The organism is Marinovum sp. (assembly GCF_048263515.1).
GTDB lineage: Bacteria > Pseudomonadota > Alphaproteobacteria > Rhodobacterales > Rhodobacteraceae > Marinovum.
In genome coordinates, this window is sequence record NZ_JBLXEC010000003.1 from 145,169 (window position 1) to 163,653 (window position 18,485).

At 64.1% G+C, this 18,485-nt stretch carries 15 protein-coding genes; 5 read left to right on the top strand and 10 right to left on the bottom strand.

Going from position 1 to position 18,485, the window contains the following annotated elements:
• Positions 1-35: 35 nt before the first annotated feature.
• Positions 36-695 (top strand): peptide-methionine (S)-S-oxide reductase MsrA, encoded by a 660-nt coding sequence (gene msrA, locus ACN0SE_RS04970; RefSeq protein ID WP_417523383.1) that lies wholly within the window; start codon positions 36-38, stop codon positions 693-695.
• Here the strand turns inward: msrA and ACN0SE_RS04975 are convergent, their stop codons facing one another.
• Both ACN0SE_RS04975 and ACN0SE_RS04980 read right to left on the bottom strand, forming a co-directional pair.
• A complete protein-coding gene (locus ACN0SE_RS04975) occupies positions 696-1,568 on the bottom strand; it encodes a ribokinase (RefSeq protein WP_417523384.1) in 873 nt (290 codons plus the stop codon). It lies immediately after the preceding gene.
• 75 nt (positions 1,569-1,643) lie between these two features.
• Complete coding sequence (locus tag ACN0SE_RS04980) at positions 1,644-3,899, bottom strand: NADP-dependent malic enzyme (RefSeq protein ID WP_417523385.1); 2,256 nt, start codon at positions 3,897-3,899, stop codon at positions 1,644-1,646.
• Between the two features lie 153 nt (positions 3,900-4,052).
• Here ACN0SE_RS04980 and mutS point away from each other — a divergent pair, with 153 nt between their 5' ends.
• The gene (gene mutS / locus ACN0SE_RS04985; RefSeq protein WP_417523386.1) at positions 4,053-6,695 is read left to right on the top strand and encodes a DNA mismatch repair protein MutS; all 2,643 of its coding nucleotides are present in this window, start codon (positions 4,053-4,055) and stop codon (positions 6,693-6,695) included.
• A gap of 277 nt (positions 6,696-6,972) precedes the next feature.
• On the opposite strand, the gene ACN0SE_RS04990 is transcribed toward mutS, so the two are convergent.
• Both ACN0SE_RS04990 and hrcA read right to left on the bottom strand, forming a co-directional pair.
• Positions 6,973-7,533 (bottom strand): nucleotide exchange factor GrpE, encoded by a 561-nt coding sequence (locus tag ACN0SE_RS04990; RefSeq protein ID WP_417523387.1) that lies wholly within the window; start codon positions 7,531-7,533, stop codon positions 6,973-6,975.
• A gap of 9 nt (positions 7,534-7,542) precedes the next feature.
• On the bottom strand, positions 7,543-8,607 hold the full coding sequence (gene hrcA / locus ACN0SE_RS04995; protein WP_417523388.1) for a heat-inducible transcriptional repressor HrcA: 1,065 nt from the start codon (positions 8,605-8,607) through the stop codon (positions 7,543-7,545).
• 104 nt (positions 8,608-8,711) lie between these two features.
• Here hrcA and rph point away from each other — a divergent pair, with 104 nt between their 5' ends.
• Genes rph through hemW form a run of 3 tightly spaced genes read left to right on the top strand, consistent with a single transcriptional unit; the run spans position 8,712 to position 11,186 of the window.
• Complete coding sequence (gene rph / locus ACN0SE_RS05000; RefSeq protein ID WP_417523389.1) at positions 8,712-9,425, top strand: ribonuclease PH; 714 nt, start codon at positions 8,712-8,714, stop codon at positions 9,423-9,425.
• Entirely contained in the window at positions 9,422-10,033 is a 612-nt protein-coding gene (rdgB, locus tag ACN0SE_RS05005; RefSeq protein ID WP_417523390.1) for an RdgB/HAM1 family non-canonical purine NTP pyrophosphatase, read from the top strand. The genes rph and rdgB overlap by 4 nt, the downstream gene beginning before the upstream one ends.
• The gene (gene hemW / locus ACN0SE_RS05010; protein WP_417523392.1) at positions 9,996-11,186 is read left to right on the top strand and encodes a radical SAM family heme chaperone HemW; all 1,191 of its coding nucleotides are present in this window, start codon (positions 9,996-9,998) and stop codon (positions 11,184-11,186) included. Before rdgB ends, hemW begins: the two co-directional genes overlap by 38 nt.
• A gap of 3 nt (positions 11,187-11,189) precedes the next feature.
• Here hemW and ACN0SE_RS05015 read toward each other — a convergent pair whose 3' ends face one another.
• The 6 genes from ACN0SE_RS05015 to rho are packed head-to-tail and all read right to left on the bottom strand — an operon-like array spanning position 11,190 to position 17,950.
• Positions 11,190-12,083 (bottom strand): ParB/RepB/Spo0J family partition protein, encoded by an 894-nt coding sequence (locus ACN0SE_RS05015; RefSeq protein ID WP_417523393.1) that lies wholly within the window; start codon positions 12,081-12,083, stop codon positions 11,190-11,192.
• 11 nt (positions 12,084-12,094) lie between these two features.
• Complete coding sequence (locus ACN0SE_RS05020) at positions 12,095-12,904, bottom strand: ParA family protein (RefSeq protein WP_417523394.1); 810 nt, start codon at positions 12,902-12,904, stop codon at positions 12,095-12,097.
• Positions 12,897-13,508, bottom strand: coding sequence for a 16S rRNA (guanine(527)-N(7))-methyltransferase RsmG (gene rsmG, locus ACN0SE_RS05025; RefSeq protein ID WP_417523395.1), 612 nt, complete (start codon positions 13,506-13,508; stop codon positions 12,897-12,899). Before rsmG ends, ACN0SE_RS05020 begins: the two co-directional genes overlap by 8 nt.
• The gene (gene mnmG / locus ACN0SE_RS05030; protein ID WP_417523396.1) at positions 13,505-15,367 is read right to left on the bottom strand and encodes a tRNA uridine-5-carboxymethylaminomethyl(34) synthesis enzyme MnmG; all 1,863 of its coding nucleotides are present in this window, start codon (positions 15,365-15,367) and stop codon (positions 13,505-13,507) included. Before mnmG ends, rsmG begins: the two co-directional genes overlap by 4 nt.
• A gap of 11 nt (positions 15,368-15,378) precedes the next feature.
• Entirely contained in the window at positions 15,379-16,665 is a 1,287-nt protein-coding gene (gene mnmE, locus ACN0SE_RS05035) for a tRNA uridine-5-carboxymethylaminomethyl(34) synthesis GTPase MnmE (protein WP_417523397.1), read from the bottom strand.
• Between the two features lie 13 nt (positions 16,666-16,678).
• Positions 16,679-17,950: a transcription termination factor Rho gene (gene rho, locus ACN0SE_RS05040; protein ID WP_417523398.1), complete on the bottom strand. Its 1,272-nt coding sequence runs from the start codon at positions 17,948-17,950 to the stop codon at positions 16,679-16,681.
• Between the last annotated feature and the right edge of the window lie 535 nt (positions 17,951-18,485).

Genomic DNA, 18,485 nt, shown 5'->3' on the forward strand with positions numbered 1-18,485 from the left:
CTCTTGCAACAGGTTCGAGACAGGAGGTACCGCCCATGTCCCGTTTCTCGTTCAAACCCGCCCTGCTGGGGGTGCTGATCCTCCTCGCGCTTTTGGTGAATGCCGGCAAGGCCCGCGCCGCAGAGCTTCAGGTGCTGACCGTGGCCGGCGGCTGTTTCTGGTGTGTCGAAGCCGATTTCGAGAAGGTGCGCGGCGTCAAGGAGGCGGTGAGCGGCTTTACCGGCGGCAGGGTCGCCAATCCGACCTACAAGCAGGTCACCCGCGGTGGCACTGGCCATTACGAGGCGGTGCAGATCCGCTATGACCCGGCGCAGATCAGCCGGGCGCAACTGCTCGACCTGTTCTTCCGCTCGGTCGATCCGACCGATGCCGGCGGTCAGTTCTGCGACCGGGGCGAGAGCTACCGAACGGCAGTGTTTTTCGACTCAGCGCAAGCCAAGGCCGATGCCGACCGCGCCAAGGCGCAGGCGCAGGCGAAGCTGGGCAAGGCCGTGGTCACGCCGGTGCTTCCGGCCGCGACGTTCTATCCCGCCGAGGCCGCGCATCAGAATTACTACAAGTCGCAGAAGGCCACCTTCACCCGCTTTGGCCGCATCTCGCGGGCCGAGGCCTACAAGCGCTATCGCGAGGCCTGTGGCCGCGACGCGCGGGTGCGGGCGCTCTGGGGTGATGCCGCGCCCTTTGCCGGCGGCTGATCAGCCGCGAAAGCTCTCGAGGTCCTTGAGATCGGGGATCACATCCGCCGTGCCTTGCCGCGTCACCATCAGCGCGCCGGCGCGTTGCGCCCGGGCGATGGCCTGTTCCATCGGCATTCCCCTGTCGAGCCCGGCCACCAGATAGCCGGTAAAGGTGTCGCCGGCACCGGTGGTGTCGACGGCCTCGACCTCGATGCCGGGATAATGCCGATCGGTGCCGGCGCGCGCATCGAGATGGCGGCAGCCGTCAGGGCCCAGCGTCACCACGATATCGGCGATCCCGAGGTCTTCGAGCTGGTGCTTTAGCGCGGCAGCAAGCTGCGCCGCCTCGACCTCGTTGAGAACAAGCAGATCGATCCGGTCGATCACGCTGCGCACCGCGTCGGCATCAAAGGGGGCCGCGGCATAGACCACCCGCATGCCCTTTTGCCGGCCGAGACCGGCGACGAAGCTCTGCAGGTTGGTTTCATTCTGGAATAGAAGCGAATCCGAGGGCGTGGCCCCGGCCAGCGCCGCCGTCACCTGCCCCTGCCCCAACGCCACGTTGGCCCCGGGATAGAGCACGATCTGGTTCTCGCCCTCGGCGTCGATCAGGATGATCGCATGGCCGGTGGCCTCGTCCAGCTCGGTTATGTGCCGGGTGTCGACGCCGTATTCCAGCAGCCGCTCGACCGCCCAGCGGCCATCAGGCCCGACCGCGCCGATATGCACCACATGCGCGGCCGCCCGGGCCGCCGCCACCGACATGTTGGCGCCCTTGCCGCCAAGACCGCGGTGAAAGCGGGTCGAGGCCAGCGTCTCGCCCGGGGCCGGCAGATGCGGCAGGTGATAGAAGAGGTCGGCGTTGATCGAGCCGAGGTTGAAAATGGTCACGCCGCTCCCCCTTCAAATTCTGGCACCCTGCCCGCGCCTGCCGCACTCAGCCAGAGTGCCGGCACCCGAAGGCGGTCAGCCGACCTTGCACGCCGCCAGCACCGCCATGTTCAGGATGTCATTGGCCGTCGAGACAGACGAACATATCTGGATCGACTTGTCGACGCCGGCGAGGATCGGGCCGATCACCGTGGCGCCGGCCATTTCCTGCATCAGCTTGGTCGAGATCGACGCCGAGTGCCGCGCCGGTACGATCAGGATGTTCGCCGGGCCGGTCAGCCGCGAGAAGGGATAAGCCTTCTGCGCCTGGGCGTTCAGCGCCACGTCGACGGTCATCTCGCCTTCGTATTCAAAGCCCACGCCGCGGGCGTCCAGCACCTTGGGCGCCAGATGCATCTTGGTGGCGCGTTCCGACACCGGATAGCCGAAGGTCGAGAAGCTGACAAAGGCCACCCGCGGCTCGAGCCCCAGGTGCCGCGCCACGTCGGCCGAGCGTTCGGCGATGGTGGCGAGGTCATGCTCGTCAGGCCATTCCTGCACCAGCGTATCGCCGATCAGCACGATCCGACCGTTGTGCAGCAGCGCCGTGACCCCCACTGCGCCATGTTCGGCGTCGGCGTCGAAGACATAGTTCATCCGCTCCAGCACATGCGCCGATTTGCGCGTCGCACCGGTGATCAGACCGTCGCCATGGCCATGCGCCAGCATCAGCGCGGCAAAGACATGCCGGTCGCGGGCGGCGAGACGGTGAATGTCCTTCTCGTCGTGGCCCTTGCGCTGCAGGCGGTTGTACAGGAAGTCCTTGTAGACCTCGAGATGGCGGGTGTTGGCGGCGTTGATGATCTCCAGCTCGCGCGCCGCATCGCCCAGACCGGCGGCGTTCAGCTTGGTCTTCACGTCGTCTTCGCGGCCCACCACCAGCGCCTTGCCCAGCCCGTTGCGCTGGTACATCACGGCGGCGCGCAGCACGCGCGGATCGTCACCCTCGGCAAAGATCATCCGCGCCTGGTTGGCGCGGGCACGGGCGTTGATGCCGCGCAGGATCGAGGCGGTCGGATCGAGGCGCGATTTCAGCGACAGCTCGTAGGCCTCCATGTCAACGATCGGGCGGCGCGCCGCGCCGGTGTCCATGCCGGCCTTGGCCACCGCCGGCGGAATGCGGTGGATCAGCCGCGGATCAAACGGCGTCGGAATGATGTAATCGCGCCCGAAGGTCAGATTCTTGCCATAGGCCAGCGCCACCTCGTCCGGCACATCCTCGCGCGCCAGTTCGGCCAGCGCCTCGGCGCAGGCGATCTTCATCTCGTCGTTGATGGCGCGCGCGTGCACGTCCAGCGCGCCGCGGAAGAGATAGGGAAAGCCCAGCACGTTGTTGACCTGGTTCGGATAATCCGAGCGGCCGGTGGCTACGATGGCATCGGGGCGGACCTCATGGGCCTCTTCCGGCGTGATCTCGGGATCGGGGTTGGCCATGGCAAAGATCACCGGATCCTCGGCCATGCTCATCACCATCTCCTGGGTCACCGCGCCCTTGGCCGAGACGCCAAGGAAGACATCTGCGCCCTTCATCGCCTCTTCCAGCGTGCGCAGATCGGTCTGCGCCGCATGCGCCGATTTCCACTGGTTCATGCCCTCGGTACGGCCCTGGTAGATCACCCCCTTGGTGTCGCACATGATGCAGTTGTCCTGCTTGGCGCCCATGGATTTCACCAGCTCGAGACAGGCGATCCCCGCCGCCCCGGCGCCGTTCAACACGATGCGGCAATCCTCGATCTTCTTGCCCGACAGGTGCAGCGCGTTGATCAACCCGGCGGCACAGATCACCGCGGTGCCGTGCTGATCATCGTGGAAGACCGGGATATCCATCTCTTCCTTGAGCCGCTGCTCGATGATGAAACACTCGGGCGCCTTGATATCTTCGAGGTTGATGCCGCCAAAGGTCGGCCCCATCAGCCGCACCGCGTTGCAGAAGGCGTCCGGATCCTCGGTATCCAGCTCGATGTCGATGGAATTGACGTCGGCAAAGCGCTTGAAGAGCACCGCCTTACCCTCCATCACCGGTTTCGAGCCCAGCGCGCCGAGGTTGCCGAGGCCCAGCACCGCCGTGCCGTTCGAAATCACCGCAACCAGGTTGCCCTTGTTGGTATAGTCATAGGCCAGCTCGGGATTGGCCGCGATTTCCTCGCAAGGCACGGCGACGCCCGGCGAATAGGCCAGCGACAGGTCGCGCTGCGTGGTCATCGGCACCGAGGGCGTGATCTCGAACTTGCCCGGCGTGGGCTCGAGGTGGAAGGCCAGGGCCTCTTCGCGGGTGATCTTGGCTTTCGGCATGTGGCAGGCCTCCCAATTGCTGTTTCGCGGTTTGTAACCAAGGCCCATGGCGATGCAAAGCGCAAGCTTTGCCACAGATCGCTAAGGGGCCTTTCAGCTTTTCCCGACAATCGCGGAAGTTTAAGGTCCGCCACAACACCAAAGGGGGCCTCGATGAGCAGCGGCAAATCCACCGTGACGCCGATGATGGCGCAGTATCTGGAGATAAAATCCGGTCATGCGGACGCACTTCTGTTTTACCGGATGGGCGATTTCTACGAGCTGTTCTTTGACGATGCCAAGGCCGCGGCCGAGGCGCTGGACATCGCCCTGACCAAGCGCGGCAAGCATGATGGCGACGATATCCCGATGTGCGGCGTGCCGGTGCATGCGGCCGAAGGCTATCTGCTGACGCTGATCCGCAAGGGCTTTCGCGTGGCGGTCTGCGAACAGATGGAAAGCCCGGCCGAGGCCAAGAAGCGTGGCGGCAAATCGGTGGTCAAACGCGACGTGGTGCGGCTGGTGACGCCGGGCACCCTGACCGAAGAGAGCCTGCTCGAGGCGCGGCGGCACAACTTCCTCGCCGCCTATGCGCTGGTGCGTGACGAGGCGGCGCTGGCCTGGGTCGATATCTCGACCGGGGCGTTTCACGTGATGGCCCTGCCGCAGGTGCGGTTGGGACCGGAGCTGGCGCGGCTGGCCCCGTCAGAGGTGCTTGTGTCGGAAGCGCAGGAGAACGAGCTGGCCGAGGTGATCGGCGAGGCCGGCGCAGCGATCACGGCGCTGGGGCGCGGGTCGTTCGACTCCTCGCTGGCGGCGGAACGTGTGGCGGGGGTCTTCGGCGTGGCCTCGCTCGACGCCTACGGGTCGTTCGAGCGGGCGGAGCTTTCGGCGATGGGGGCGCTGGTCGACTATCTGAAGATCACCCAGAAAGGGAAACTGCCGCTGCTGCGCCCGCCGGTGAAAGAGGCCAGCGGCGGCGTCATGCAGATCGACGCCGCCACCCGGCGCAACCTGGAGTTGACCCAAGCGCTCTCCGGCGGGCGCGCCGGGTCGCTGCTGGCCTGTATCGACCGGACGGTGACGGCGGGCGGCGCGCGGCTGTTGGAGCGGCGGCTGTCGAGCCCCTCGCGCGATCTGGCCGAGATCGACGCGCGGCTGGAGGCTGTGCGTTTTTCACATGATGAAACCGCCTTTCGTTCTGCTCTTAGGGACGCCCTGCGCCGGGTGCCCGACGTCGATCGCGCTTTGTCGCGCCTGTCGCTCGACCGTGGCGGGCCGCGCGATCTGACCGCGGTGCGCAATGCTCTGGAACAGGCGGGTGAGATCGGCGCGCGCTTTGGCGACGCCGACCTGCCGGAACGCCTGAGCGGTGCTGTGGCGCGGCTGTCAGGCCATGACACCCTGCTCGATCTGCTGGATCAGGCGCTGGTGGCGGAACCGCCGCTCTTGGCGCGCGATGGCGGCTTTATCGCGCCGGGGTATGATGAAGACCTCGACGAGGCGCGCACGCTGCGCGACGAGGGGCGCGGCGTGATTGCAAGGATGCAGCAGGAATACGTCACCGAGACCGGCATCAATTCCTTGAAGATCAAGCACAACAACGTGCTGGGTTATTTCATCGAATGCACCGCGACCCATGCGGACAAGATGCACGCGCTGTCGGAACGGTTCATCCACCGCCAGACCACCGCCAATCAAGTGCGCTTCACCACGGTCGAGTTGTCGGAATTGGAGACGCGCATCCTCAACGCTGGCAATCGCGCGCTGGAGATCGAGAAACGGTTGTTCGCCGCGCTGCGCCAGACGGTGCTCGACGCGGCCGGGCCGCTGGGCGATCTGGCGCGGGCGCTGAGCGAGCTCGACGTCAGCAGCGCGCTGGCGGAACTGGCCGCGCAAGAGGATTGGACCCGGCCGGTGGTCGACAACAGCCGGATGTTTCACGTGGAAACCGGCCGTCACCCCGTGGTCGAGGCGGCGCTGAAACGCGAGGGCGCGCCCTTCGTCGCCAATGACTGCGATCTGAACGACGCCGACGGCGCCTCGGCGATCTGGCTGCTGACCGGTCCGAACATGGCCGGTAAATCGACCTTCCTGCGGCAGAACGCGCTGATCGCGGTGCTGGCGCAGATGGGCTCCTTCGTGCCGGCCTCGGCGGCGCGGATCGGGCTGGTCTCGCAGCTGTTCAGCCGGGTCGGGGCGTCTGATGATCTGGCGCGCGGGCGTTCGACCTTCATGGTCGAAATGGTCGAAACCGCCGCCATCCTCAACCAGGCCGACGACCGGGCGCTGGTGATCCTCGACGAGATCGGTCGTGGCACGGCGACCTATGACGGACTTTCGATCGCCTGGGCGACGCTGGAACATCTGCATGACGTGAACCGTTGCCGCGGGCTGTTTGCCACGCATTACCACGAGATGACGACCCTGGCCTCGCGGATGGCGGGGGTCGAGAATGCGACTGTCGCGGTCAAGGAGTGGGAGAACGAGGTGATCTTCCTGCACGAGGTCAAAAAGGGTGCGGCGGATCGTTCTTATGGCGTGCAGGTGGCGCAGCTGGCCGGGTTGCCCAAGGTGGTTGTCGGCCGGGCGCGGGAAATCCTCGATGCGCTGGAACAGGGCGAGCGCGAAGGCGGCAAGGCCAAGGCGGTGATCGACGATCTGCCGCTGTTTTCGGCAATGGCCGCGGCCCCGGCGCCGGTGGCTCAGGCGGAGCCGTCGGAGGCTGAGGCGCGGCTGCGGGACTTGCACCCCGACGATCTGTCACCGAGGGAGGCGTTGCAGTTGATCTACGAGCTCAAAGGGCTGGTGAGCTAAGCCCGAGGCGGGACAGCGGCTGCCCGCGGGGTGCCGCTGCAGCCTTGGTTCGGCGGCGCTTTATTTTAGCCATATCCGGAAGACCGTCGAGCGACGCGCTTGCGTTGGCCAAAGCGGCAGCCCGGTGGGGCGGGCAGCCGCTGGCCCGGCGGCCTTTGGCCTTGTTCCGGGCTGGGCAAGGCACAGGCGACTTGACCGGACTTGCAAACGCAAAACGCCGCCCCGGATGCGGGACGGCGTTGAATTCATCTGACCTGATCGCAGGCAGCCCGAAGCCTTACGCCCCGGTGTTCGACGAGACGCCGACCTGCGCGGGGCGCAGCAGGCGGTCGTGCATGATGAAACCGTCGGCCGAGACCTGGATGATCTCGCCGGCCTTGGTGCCGGGCACCGGGGCTTCGAACATCGCTTCATGGTGCTGCGGGTCGAACTTGTCGCCGACCTTGGGCGCGATCGGCTCGATCCCGTGCTTCTTGAGCACCGAAACCAGCTCGCGCATGGTCAGTTCGACGCCTTCGATCAGCGCGCCGGCCACTTCTTTCTGCTCCTCGGGCGTCGCCTCGACGGCGCGCTTGAGGTTGTCGTAGACCGGCAGGAGATCGCGAGCGAGCCGCGAGCCGCCGTAGCGCTCGGCGTCATGACGCTCTTTCTGCGCCCGCTTGCGCGAATTCTCGGCATCGGCGAGGGCGCGCATGAATTTGTCCTGAAGCGCATCGCGCTCGGCCCGCAGCGTGTCCAGCTCGATCGCTGCGTTGTCCATCTCTTCCATCTCGCCTGCAAGTTCTTCGGCTTCGGCCTCGTCGATATCGTCGAGGAAATCCTTTTCCGGCTCTGCCATTCTTCACCTCTAACTTCGGTCGGAAATCAGCTTGCCGACCAGCTGTGCCGTATAATCCACGATCGGAACGATGCGCCCGTAGTTCAGCCGCGTGGGACCGATCACACCAACCGCACCGATGATCTTTCGATCCGCGTTCATATAAGGAGAGACCACCAAAGAGGAACCCGAAAGTGAGAAAAGTTTGTTCTCCGAGCCGATAAAAATCCGCACACCGTCGCCTGCTTCGGTCAGTTCGAGGAATTCGGCAATGTCCCGCTTACGCTCGAGATCGTCGAACAGCACGCGGATCCGCTCGAGGTCCTCCTCGGCGCCCTGCTCGCCCAACAGATTCGACCGGCCCCGCACGATCAGCCGCGCTGAATCGGCGGAATCGTCGGACCAGATCGCCAGACCGCTTTCCACCAGCTCGCGCGAAATGCTGTCGATCTCCTGGCGGCGCTTCTTGATCTCCTTGCTGAACTGGCTGCGCAATTCGCTCAGCGTCCGGCCCTCGATCAACGCATTGAGGAAATTCGCCGCCTCGCGCATCGAGCTGGGCGTCTGGCCGGGCGGCGGCGTAAAGATCCGGTTCTCCACATGGCCGTCGGCAAAGACCAGCACCACCAACGCCCGGTCCTGCGCCAGCGAGACGAACTCGATATGGCGGATCGGCGCCTCGTGCTTGGGCGTCAGCACCAGCGAGGCGCCATGCGTCACCCCCGACAGCGCCGAGCCGACCCGGTCGAGCAGGTTCGACACGTCGCTAGCATTGTCGCCCATGGTCTGATCCAGCGCCTCGCGGTCCTCGACCGCAAGCTCATCGACCTCGAGCAGCCCGTCGACGAACATCCGCAGCCCCTGCTGAGTGGGGATGCGCCCGGCGCTGACGTGTGGGCTGTCGAGCAGACCGAGGTATTCGAGGTCCTGCATCACGTTGCGCACCGTGGCGGCGCTGACCTTTTCCGACAGGGTCCGCGTCAAGGTGCGCGACCCCACCGGCTCGCCGGTGCTGAGGTAGCCTTCGACCACCCGCCGAAAGACTTCGCGCGAGCGATCATTCATCTCTTCGAGTATCTTCGAGCCTTCGCTCATCGGCTCTGACCCCTTCCATTCCTGTCTCTGGTGCATATCACGACAGGGTTGCGAAACAGGTCGCCCCCCCGTATCCCGGCGGAGAAACCAGCAAGGACAAGATCATGCGACCGTCTGGACGGAATTTAAGCGAAATGCGCGCCGTTTCAATCGAAACCGGTGTGACCAAACATGCAGAAGGCTCTTGCCTGATCAAGATCGGCGATACCCACGTGCTGTGCACCGCCACAATCGAGGACCGCGTGCCGCCCTTCATCAAGGGATCGGGCCTGGGCTGGGTGACGGCAGAATACGGCATGCTGCCGCGCGCCACCAACACCCGGATGCGCCGCGAGGCCACCGCCGGCAAGCAAGGCGGCCGCACGGTTGAAATCCAGCGTCTGATCGGCCGTTCGCTGCGGGCCGGTGTCGACCGCGTAGCCCTTGGCGAACGCCAGATCACCGTCGACTGCGACGTGATCCAGGCCGATGGCGGCACCCGCTGCGCCTCGATCACCGGGGGCTGGGTTGCGCTGAAACTGGCGGTCAACAAGCTGATGAAGGTGGGCGACGTGGTTTCCGATCCGCTGGTCGATCCTGTGGCGGCGGTCAGCTGCGGCATCTACGCCGGCCAGCCGGTGCTCGACCTCGACTACCCCGAGGACAGCGAAGCCGGCGTCGACGGCAACTTCATCATGCTGGGCAACAAGCAGCTGATCGAAGTGCAGATGTCGGCCGAAGGCTCGGTCTTCTCCCGCGATCAGATGAACGCGCTGATGGACCTCGCCGAAAAAGGTGTCGAGGAGCTTGCCGCCGCGCAGAAAGCAGCCGTGGCATGAGCCGGAAGTTCTCGGGCGACAAGCTGGTCATCGCGACCCACAACCAGGGCAAGCTGGATGAAATCCAGGCCCTGCTCGCGCCTTATGGCGTCGAGGTTGTGGGCGCCGCGGCCCTCGGGCTGGCCGAGCCCGAGGAAACCGAAACGACCTTTGTCGGCAATGCGCGGATCAAGGCGCATGCGGCGGCGCAGGCCACCGGCCTGCCCGCCCTTGCCGACGACAGCGGCATCGAGATCGACGCCCTGGGCAATGCGCCCGGCGTCTTTACCGCCGACTGGGCCGAAACGCCCAATGGCCGCGACTTCGAAATGGCGATGCGCCGCACCCACGAAGAGCTCGAGGCGGTGAACGCCCCGCACCCGCGGCTGGCGCGGTTCTGCTGCACCCTCGTTCTGGCCTGGCCTGATGGTCATGACGAGGTTTTCCCCGGCGTGATGCCGGGCAAGGTGGTCTGGCCGATGCGCGGCGCGCAGGGCCATGGCTATGACCCGATCTTCGTACCCAAGGGCTACGAGATCACCTTTGGCGAGATGGATCGCTGGGAAAAGAACAAGATTTCCCACCGCGCCGATGCCTTCGCCAAGCTGGTGGCCGGCTGCTTTGACTGAGGACTGGCAGATCGGCGGCTTCGGGCTCTATGTCCACTGGCCGTTCTGCGAGGCCAAGTGCCCCTATTGCGACTTCAATTCCCACGTCGCCCGCCGCATCGACCATGAGGCCTGGCGCACCGCCTATCTGAGCGAGATCGACCGCGTGGCCGCGGAAACACCGGGCCGCGTGCTGCGCTCGGTCTATTTCGGCGGCGGCACACCGTCGCTGATGGAGGTCGAGACCGTCGAGGCGATCCTCGACCGCGTGGCACAGCGCTGGACGCTGGCGAACGACGTCGAGATCACGCTTGAAGCCAACCCCTCATCCGTCGAGGCCGGTCGCTTTCGCGGCTATCGCGCCGCCGGGGTGAACCGCGTTTCTCTCGGCGTGCAGGCCCTGAACGACCCCGATCTCCGGCGGCTTGGCCGGCTGCATGACGTGGCCCAGGCCGAAGCCGCGATTGCCATCGCGCAGGACACCTTCGAGCGGATGTCGTTCGACCTGATCTATGCGCGGCAAGACCAGAGCCTGACCGATTGGGAGGCCGAGCTGCGCCGCGCCCTGTCGATGGGCGTCGATCACCTGTCGCTCTATCAACTGACGATCGAGGACGGCACCGCCTTTGGCGACCGATTCAAGGCCGGCAAGCTGCGCGGCCTGCCGCAGGAAGAGCTCTCGGCCGATATGTATGCGCTGACGCAGGAGATTTGCGAGGCCGCGGGCCTGCCAGCCTACGAGGTGTCGAACCACGCGCGCGAAGACCGGCAATCCCGGCACAACCTGATCTACTGGCGCGGCGGCGATTATGCCGGCATCGGCCCCGGCGCTCATGGCCGGCTGACGCTGAACGGTCAACGCATCGCCACCGAGGCGCGCCGCAACCCGGGCGCCTGGCTTCTGGGTGTGTCGGAAGGCTCTGCAGAGTCACGTGATACGTTAACAACACCAGATATCGTGTTGGAATACATCATGATGGGGCTACGAACTGTCGAACCGCTCGATCTGGCGCGACTGAAGGCCCGGACCGGCGCCGAGATCGCGCCTGCCCGGTTGGCGCAGCTACAGGAAATGGGAATGATCGCCGTCGAAGGCGACATGATTTCGGTCACCCCGACGGGGCGACCGATCCTCAATGCGGTGATTTCAGAACTGATCCGCGACCTCGACTGAAGCTCAATCGCTGCCGAGACGACGGCAGAGATCGTCAAGCTGCTCCAGCGACGTATAATTCAGCACCAGCTTGCCGCCTTCGGTCCCTGCCTTGTGCTCGACCGAGACTTTCAGACCCAGCTGCGCCGAAAGATCGCCTTCCAGCGCGCGGGTGTCGGCATCCTTGCCTTTCGGCTCTGACAGGAAACTGGTGGTGGGCGTGGTCGCCTCTGGCGGCGTGACGCCCTGCTTTGCCAGCTTCTCGGTCTCGCGCACCGACAGCCCATGGGCCACAACGCGCTTCGCCAGGGTTACCGCATCCTCGCAGGTCACCAGTGCGCGGGCGTGGCCAGCGGAAATCTCGCCCTTCTGCAGCATCTCGCGCACTTCATCCGGCAGCGTAAGCAGACGCAGCAAGTTCGCGATATGACTGCGACTTTTGCCCAGAGCCTTGGCAAGCTTCTCCTGCGTATGGCCGAAGCGATCCATCAGCTGGCGAAAGCCCATCGCCTCTTCCACCGGGTTGAGATCGGCGCGCTGGATGTTTTCGATGATCGCGACTTCCAGCACTTCGGTGTCGGTGAATTCGCGGACGATTACCGGAACTTCGTGCAGCTGCGCCATCTGAGAGGCGCGCCAACGGCGCTCACCGGCAACGATCTCGTAACCGTCGTCACCGCGCGGACGCACGATCAGCGGCTGGATCACGCCCTTTTCGGCAATCGAATTGGCCAGTTCCTGCAGCGCATCCTGGGTAAACTGCCGGCGCGGCTGGTCCGGGTTCGGGAAAATCCGCTCGACCGGAACAAAGCGATCAGCCCGTCGCGTCCCCTCGCCGGTCTCGTTTGCGGCCGGCTCGACATCCGCCATCAAGGCCGACAATCCGCGGCCGAGACCGCGACGTTTTTCCTGTTTCATCTGCTCTCCCCCTATGCAGCGCGGCGAGCGTTTTTACCCACCAGTTCTTGTGCCAAGGCGCGATAGGCCATCGCGCCCTTGGAGTTGGTATCATATTCCAGCACCGGCACCGAATAAGACGGCGCCTCGCTGACGCGGACATTGCGCGGGATCAGCGTCTGGAACACCAGATCGCCAAGGTTGTCGCGCGCATCCATCTCGACCTGCTGCGACAGGTTGTTGCGCGAGTCGTACATCGTCAGAACCACGCCCTCGATCCGCAGGTTGGGATTGGCGCTCTGGCGCACTTCGCGGATCGTCAGCATTAGCTGCGACAAGCCCTCGAGGGCAAAGAACTCGCTCTGCAGCGGCACCAGCACGGAATGCGCCGCGACCATGGCGTTGACGGTCAGCAGGTTCAGCGATGGCGGGCAGTCGATCAGGACGAAATCGAAGCCGAAGGAATCGATCGAGGTCTGGCGCAGGGCGTCATGCAGCAGGAAGCTGCGTTTTTCGTTGGAAATCAGCTCGATATCCGCCGAAGAGAGGTCGACCGTGGCCGGAATGATCGCAAGCTTATCGACTGCCGTGGGCTTGATCGCCTCGGCCAGAGAGACATCCTCGAGCAGCAATTCATAGGTCGTCAGGTCGCGATCCTGAGGTACCACACCCATGCCGGTGGACGCGTTGCCCTGCGGATCGAGGTCAACGATCAGCACTTCGTAGCCCTGCTCCGCCAGGGCGGCGCCGAGGTTGATCGTCGTGGTCGTCTTGCCGACGCCCCCCTTCTGGTTGGCGATGGCGATGATTTTCGGGCCGACGGGGCGGATCGGATCAGACACGGGAAATCTCTCTTATGCGTAGGATGACAGCGCCTTCTTGGGTACAGCTTTTAATCGCCTCCCACGAAAATTGGAATGACTTCCGGGCTTCGGCGACTTCGTTTTCCCAAGTGATGCCTTTGGGCAAGAGCGCGGTTCCGGTCGGCGCCAGATGCCGTTCGGCGAATTCGAGGAGCTTTGGCAAGGAGGCGAGCGCTCGGGCGGAGAGGATCGCGGCATTCTGAGGCTCGGCGGCCTCGATGCGTTCTGCGATGACTGTGCCCGGGCTCTCGGTTTCGCGCAGGACTGTGCGCAAAAAGGCCGCCTTGCGTTGATCTGACTCGATCAAGACCAATGGCAAGAGCTCTTCGGACCGCAAAAGCGCGATAACGAGGCCAGGAAGCCCGCCGCCCGAACCGAGATCGACCCAGGAGCCTGTCAGCCCGACCGCTGCCTCGCGCAGTTGGAGGGAATCACGAATGTGGCGTTCCCAGACGTCTTCGAGCGTGGCCTTGGAGACCAGGTTGATCTTCGGAGACCACTTTTGGAGAAGCGCGACATAAATTTCGAGCCGCTCGAATGTTTCACGTGAAACATTCAGCGCTGACGCTGAGGGCTGACTCATGCGGACCTGCGCTGATCGAGCTTGCGAATACGCGACAGCAGAAGCGTCAGCGCTGCCGGAGTCATCCCTTCGACCCGGGAGGCATGCAGGATATTCTCGGGATTGGCCGACTTCAGCTTGGTCTTGAGCTCATTTGACAGGCCTTCAATGCCGTCGTAATCGAAATCTGCAGGAATTTGCAGGCTCTCGTCGCGTTTCAGTGCGTCGACATCGCGGCGCTGTCTTTCGACATAATTGGCATATAGAGCGTCACGCGACAGCTGGATCGCAATATCTGGCTCCACCTCCGACAGCTCCGGCAGCAGTGCCTCCAGCTGTGCCAAGGTAACATCCGGAAAGGCCAGAAGTTGAAAGCCGGTGCGGCGCGCGCCGTCGTTGGTCAGCGTGATGCCAGCTTCAGCGGCCTGGCGCGGTGTGAAGGTGGTTGATTGCAACAGATCGAGACCTGCTGACAGTTTCTCGCGCTTGGCCTCGAAGGCCTCTCGACGCGCCTGCCCGACGCAACCGATCTCCAGCCCGAGCGGGGTGAGACGCTGGTCTGCGTTGTCAGCCCGAAGCGACAGGCGGAACTCGGCGCGCGAAGTGAACATCCGGTAGGGCTCGGAGACGCCGCGGGTGATCAGATCGTCGACCATGACGCCGATGTAGCTCTCGGAGCGGCTGAAGAACACCGGATCGCGACCGAGTGCAAAGGCCGCGGCGTTGAGCCCAGCGACGAGACCTTGCGCGGCGGCCTCTTCATAACCTGTGGTGCCGTTGATCTGGCCGGCGAGGAAGAAGCCTTCCACACCTTTCAGGCCGAGACGTGAGTTCAGCGCACGCGGATCAATGTAGTCGTATTCGATGGCGTAGCCCGGCTGCAGGATTTTCACATCCTCGAGGCCGGCGATCGAACGGACGTAGGCCTCCTGCACATCTTCCGGCAAGCTGGTCGAAATGCCGTTCGGATAGACCGTCTCGCTGTCGAGACCCTCGGGCTCGAGGAAAATCTGGTGGCTCTCCTTGTCGGCGAAGCGCACGATCTTGTCTTCGATCGAGGGGCAATAGCGCGGGCCGATGCCGTCGATATGGCCGCCGTACATCGCGGAGCGGTCGAGATTGTCTCGAATGATCTCATGGGTTCGCGGATTGGTGTGGGTGATGCCGCAGGAGACCTGCTTGAGGTATGGTGCCTCGGACAGGAACGAGAACAGCACGGGCTCGTCATCGCCCGGCTGGCTCTCGAGGTGGTCCCACTTGATGGTCTTGGTGTCGAGCCGCGGCGGCGTGCCGGTTTTCAGACGACCTATCGGCAGGTCCATGGCGTAGAGACGCTCGGCCAACTTGTTGGAAGCTTCGTCACCCATGCGGCCACCGGAATAGGAGACGTCGCCTATGTGGATGACGCCGCGCAGGAAGGTGCCTGTGGTCAGGATGACCGCCTTGGCGGAAATCTCGCTGCCGTCGGCGAGGACGACACCCTGGATGGTCTCGCCGGTCATCCGGAGATCGGTGACCTCGCCTTCGATGATTTCGAGGCCCTCGCAGGCTTGCATCTCGGCCAGCATGGACTCGCGATAGACCTTGCGGTCGACCTGGGCGCGCGGGCCTTGGACGGCTGGACCTTTGCGGCGATTGAGCAAGCGGAACTGGATGCCGGCACGGTCTGCAATCCGGCCGATGACGCCATCAAGCGCGTCGACCTCGCGGACGAGGTGCCCCTTCCCCAGCCCGCCGACCGCGGGGTTGCAGGACAGCACGCCGATCCCCTCGAGCTTGAGGGTCACGAGAGCGGTTTTCGCCCCCATTCGCGCCGCGGCATGGGCCGCGTCACAACCGGCGTGGCCGCCGCCAACAACGATGACGTCAAAATGTTTCACGTGAAACACTCCTATTTACCGACGCAGAACCGCGAGAAGATTTCGTCAAGCAGGTCTTCAACGTCGACCTTGCCCAACAGGCTCCCCAGCGCTCGAATCGCGATGCGCAATTCTTCTGCTGCTATATCATAGCCATCCGGGCCATTTCGAACCCAATCCTTCGACACCGACAGATGAGCGAGGGCGCGCTCCATCCCCTGCCGATGCCGCAGATGCGTGGCGAGACCGGCCTCGGCGCTACGTTCTGTCAACACCGAAGCAATCCGATCCACAAGATGATCCAGGCCCTCACCAGACTTGGCGGAAATGGAGAACTCACCCACTTGATGTAGATCCGCCTTGGAGTAGGCCAGCACATCTCCGGGACACACCTCTAGCTCAGGCTGATCCCCGGGCGCCAGCAGGAAAACCCGCAGATCGGCGGCTTCTGCCCTGCCCCGCGCGAGCGCAACGCCAAGCGCTTCGATCTGGTCCTCGGTCTCGCGCAGACCGGCGGTGTCGAGCAAGGTGACCGGCAGGCCGCGCAGGTCCATCCGGACCTCGATCACGTCGCGGGTGGTGCCGGCGATTTCGGATGTGATCGCGGCGGCGCGCCCGGCCAGGGCATTCAACAGGGTCGACTTGCCGACGTTGGGCTTGCCGACGATGGCGACCTCGAAGCCGCTGCGGATGCGTTCGGAAACCGCGACGCCGGCAACCTGCCGCGAAATGCTCTCCTCGACGCGTGCCAGCAAATCGTTCACTTCCGGCGAGACGTCGACCGGCACCTCTTCGTCGGCGAAATCGATCACCGCTTCGAGCAGCGCCGCTGCCCGCACCAGGTCTTCGCGCCAGGTCGCGACAAGCTTTCCTAGATCGCCGGACAGGACGCGCAGGGCCTGGCGCCGCTGCGCCTCGGTCTCGGCGTCGATCAGATCGGCGAGGCCTTCGGTCTGCGCCAGGTCGAGGCATTCGTTCTCGAAGGCGCGACGGGTAAATTCCCCCGCCTCGGCCAGCCGCACGTCTTCCATCTGGCCAAGGTCGGCCAGAACCTTGCGCACCACGGCGACGGAGCCGTGCACCTGCAGCTCGACAACATCCTCGCCGGTAAAGCTCGCGCCTTCGGCAAAGCAGAGCACCAGCGCCTCGTCGATCCGGGTGCCGGCGGCATCCTTGAGCAGCCGCAGCCCGGCCTGACGCACCGGCGGCAAGGTGCCACAAAGCGAACGGCCCGCGGCGAATGCCTGCGGGCCGGAAATCCGAATGACCGAAACACCGGCCTTCCCCTGGGCGGATGCCAGGGCAAAGATCGTGTCCATATCTGCCTCCGGGTCAGGTGTTCATGGAATCGAAGAATTCCGAGTTGGTCTTGGTCTGCTTCAGCTTCGACAGCAGGAACTCCACCGCATCGGTCGTGCCCATCGGGTTGAGAATACGCCGCAGGACAAAGGTTTTCTGCAGGTCGAGCTTCTCGATCAGCAGGTCCTCTTTCCGGGTGCCGGATTTCAGGATGTCGATCGCCGGGAAAACGCGCTTGTCTGCCACCTTGCGATCGAGCACGATCTCGCAGTTGCCGGTGCCCTTGAATTCTTCGAAGATCACCTCGTCCATGCGGCTGCCGGTGTCGATCAGCGCGGTCGAGATGATGGTGAGCGAGCCGCCCTCTTCGATGTTCCGGGCCGCACCGAAGAAGCGCTTCGGCCGTTGCAGAGCATTCGCGTCGACACCACCGGTCAGAACCTTGCCCGACGACGGCACCACGGTGTTGAAGGCGCGGCCGAGGCGGGTGATGGAATCGAGCAGGATCACCACGTCGCGCTTGTGTTCGACCAGGCGCTTGGCCTTTTCGATCACCATTTCCGAGACAGCCACGTGACGCGCGGCGGGTTCGTCGAAGGTCGAGGAGATCACCTCGCCCTTCACGCTCCGCTGCATGTCGGTCACCTCTTCCGGGCGCTCGTCGATCAGCAGGACGATCAGGTAGCATTCCGGGTGGTTGGTTTCGATCGAATGGGCGATGTTCTGCAGCAGAACGGTCTTGCCGGTCCGCGGCGGCGCCACGATCAGCGCCCGCTGGCCCTTGCCGATGGGCGCGACCAGGTCGATCACCCGCGCAGAGCGGTCCTTGATCGTCGGATCCTCGATTTCCATCTTCAGCCGCTCGTCGGGATAGAGCGGTGTCAGGTTGTCGAAGGCGATCTTGTGCTTGGCGCGTTCCGGATCCTGGAAGTTGATCGCGGTGACATTCACCAACGCGAAATAGCGTTCATTGTCGTCGGGGGCGCAGATCTCGCCCTCGATGGTGTCGCCGGTGCGCAGAGAGAATTTGCGGATCATCGTTGGCGAGACATAGATATCGTCCGGGCCCGGCAGATAGTTCGCCTCGGGCGAACGCAGGAAGCCGAAGCCGTCCTGCAGCACTTCGAGCACACCGTCGCCTGACACCTTCCAGCCCTCGTCCGCGCGTTCGCGCAGGATCTGGAACATGATCTCGCCCTTGCGCATCGTTGAGGCGTTCTCGATCTCGAGCTCCTCGGCCATGGCCAGGAGGTCTTTGGGGCTTTTCGCCTTGAGGTCGGCAAGGTTCAGGTGGTCTTCTGTCATGGCATATCCGGGCCTGCGCCGCATGTCGGCGCCATGGCATCGTCTGAATGGGAAAATCGCATACCGGACGGTATGGAGCTTCTAGGTAGCCATGGAGGCGCAGGAAGTCAATCTCCCTCGCGGGAGCGGCTTTTCCCCGGGCGGATCGTCCTGAACCCCTTTCATAGAAATTAAAGAAAAGAAGGTTTGATTTGGAGTGTAGGGCGCGGGTTTTCTGTGGATTACGCTGTCATCCCGGTATTTATCAACATTGTGCAGGAAGTCCCGGGGCGGAGGTGGAAAATCTTGGCGGCGTTCGCGCGGCATTTCTGAATCTTTCAGCGATTCCAATTTATTGACGCCCCCTCAATGACCTTCAAGCTTGGGGATAAGCCCCGGGATAGTCCGGGCACGGTCCGGGCCGCTCACAGATCCCGACTTGTCCTTTTCCCGTTGTGTCCGCTTCGCGGCCAAGTCGGTGAAATTCGGCTTTCAGAGCCTCGGGGGCGCTCGACCTTCGGATTTCACGGATGTATTCCCTGTCTCATCCGCCGCC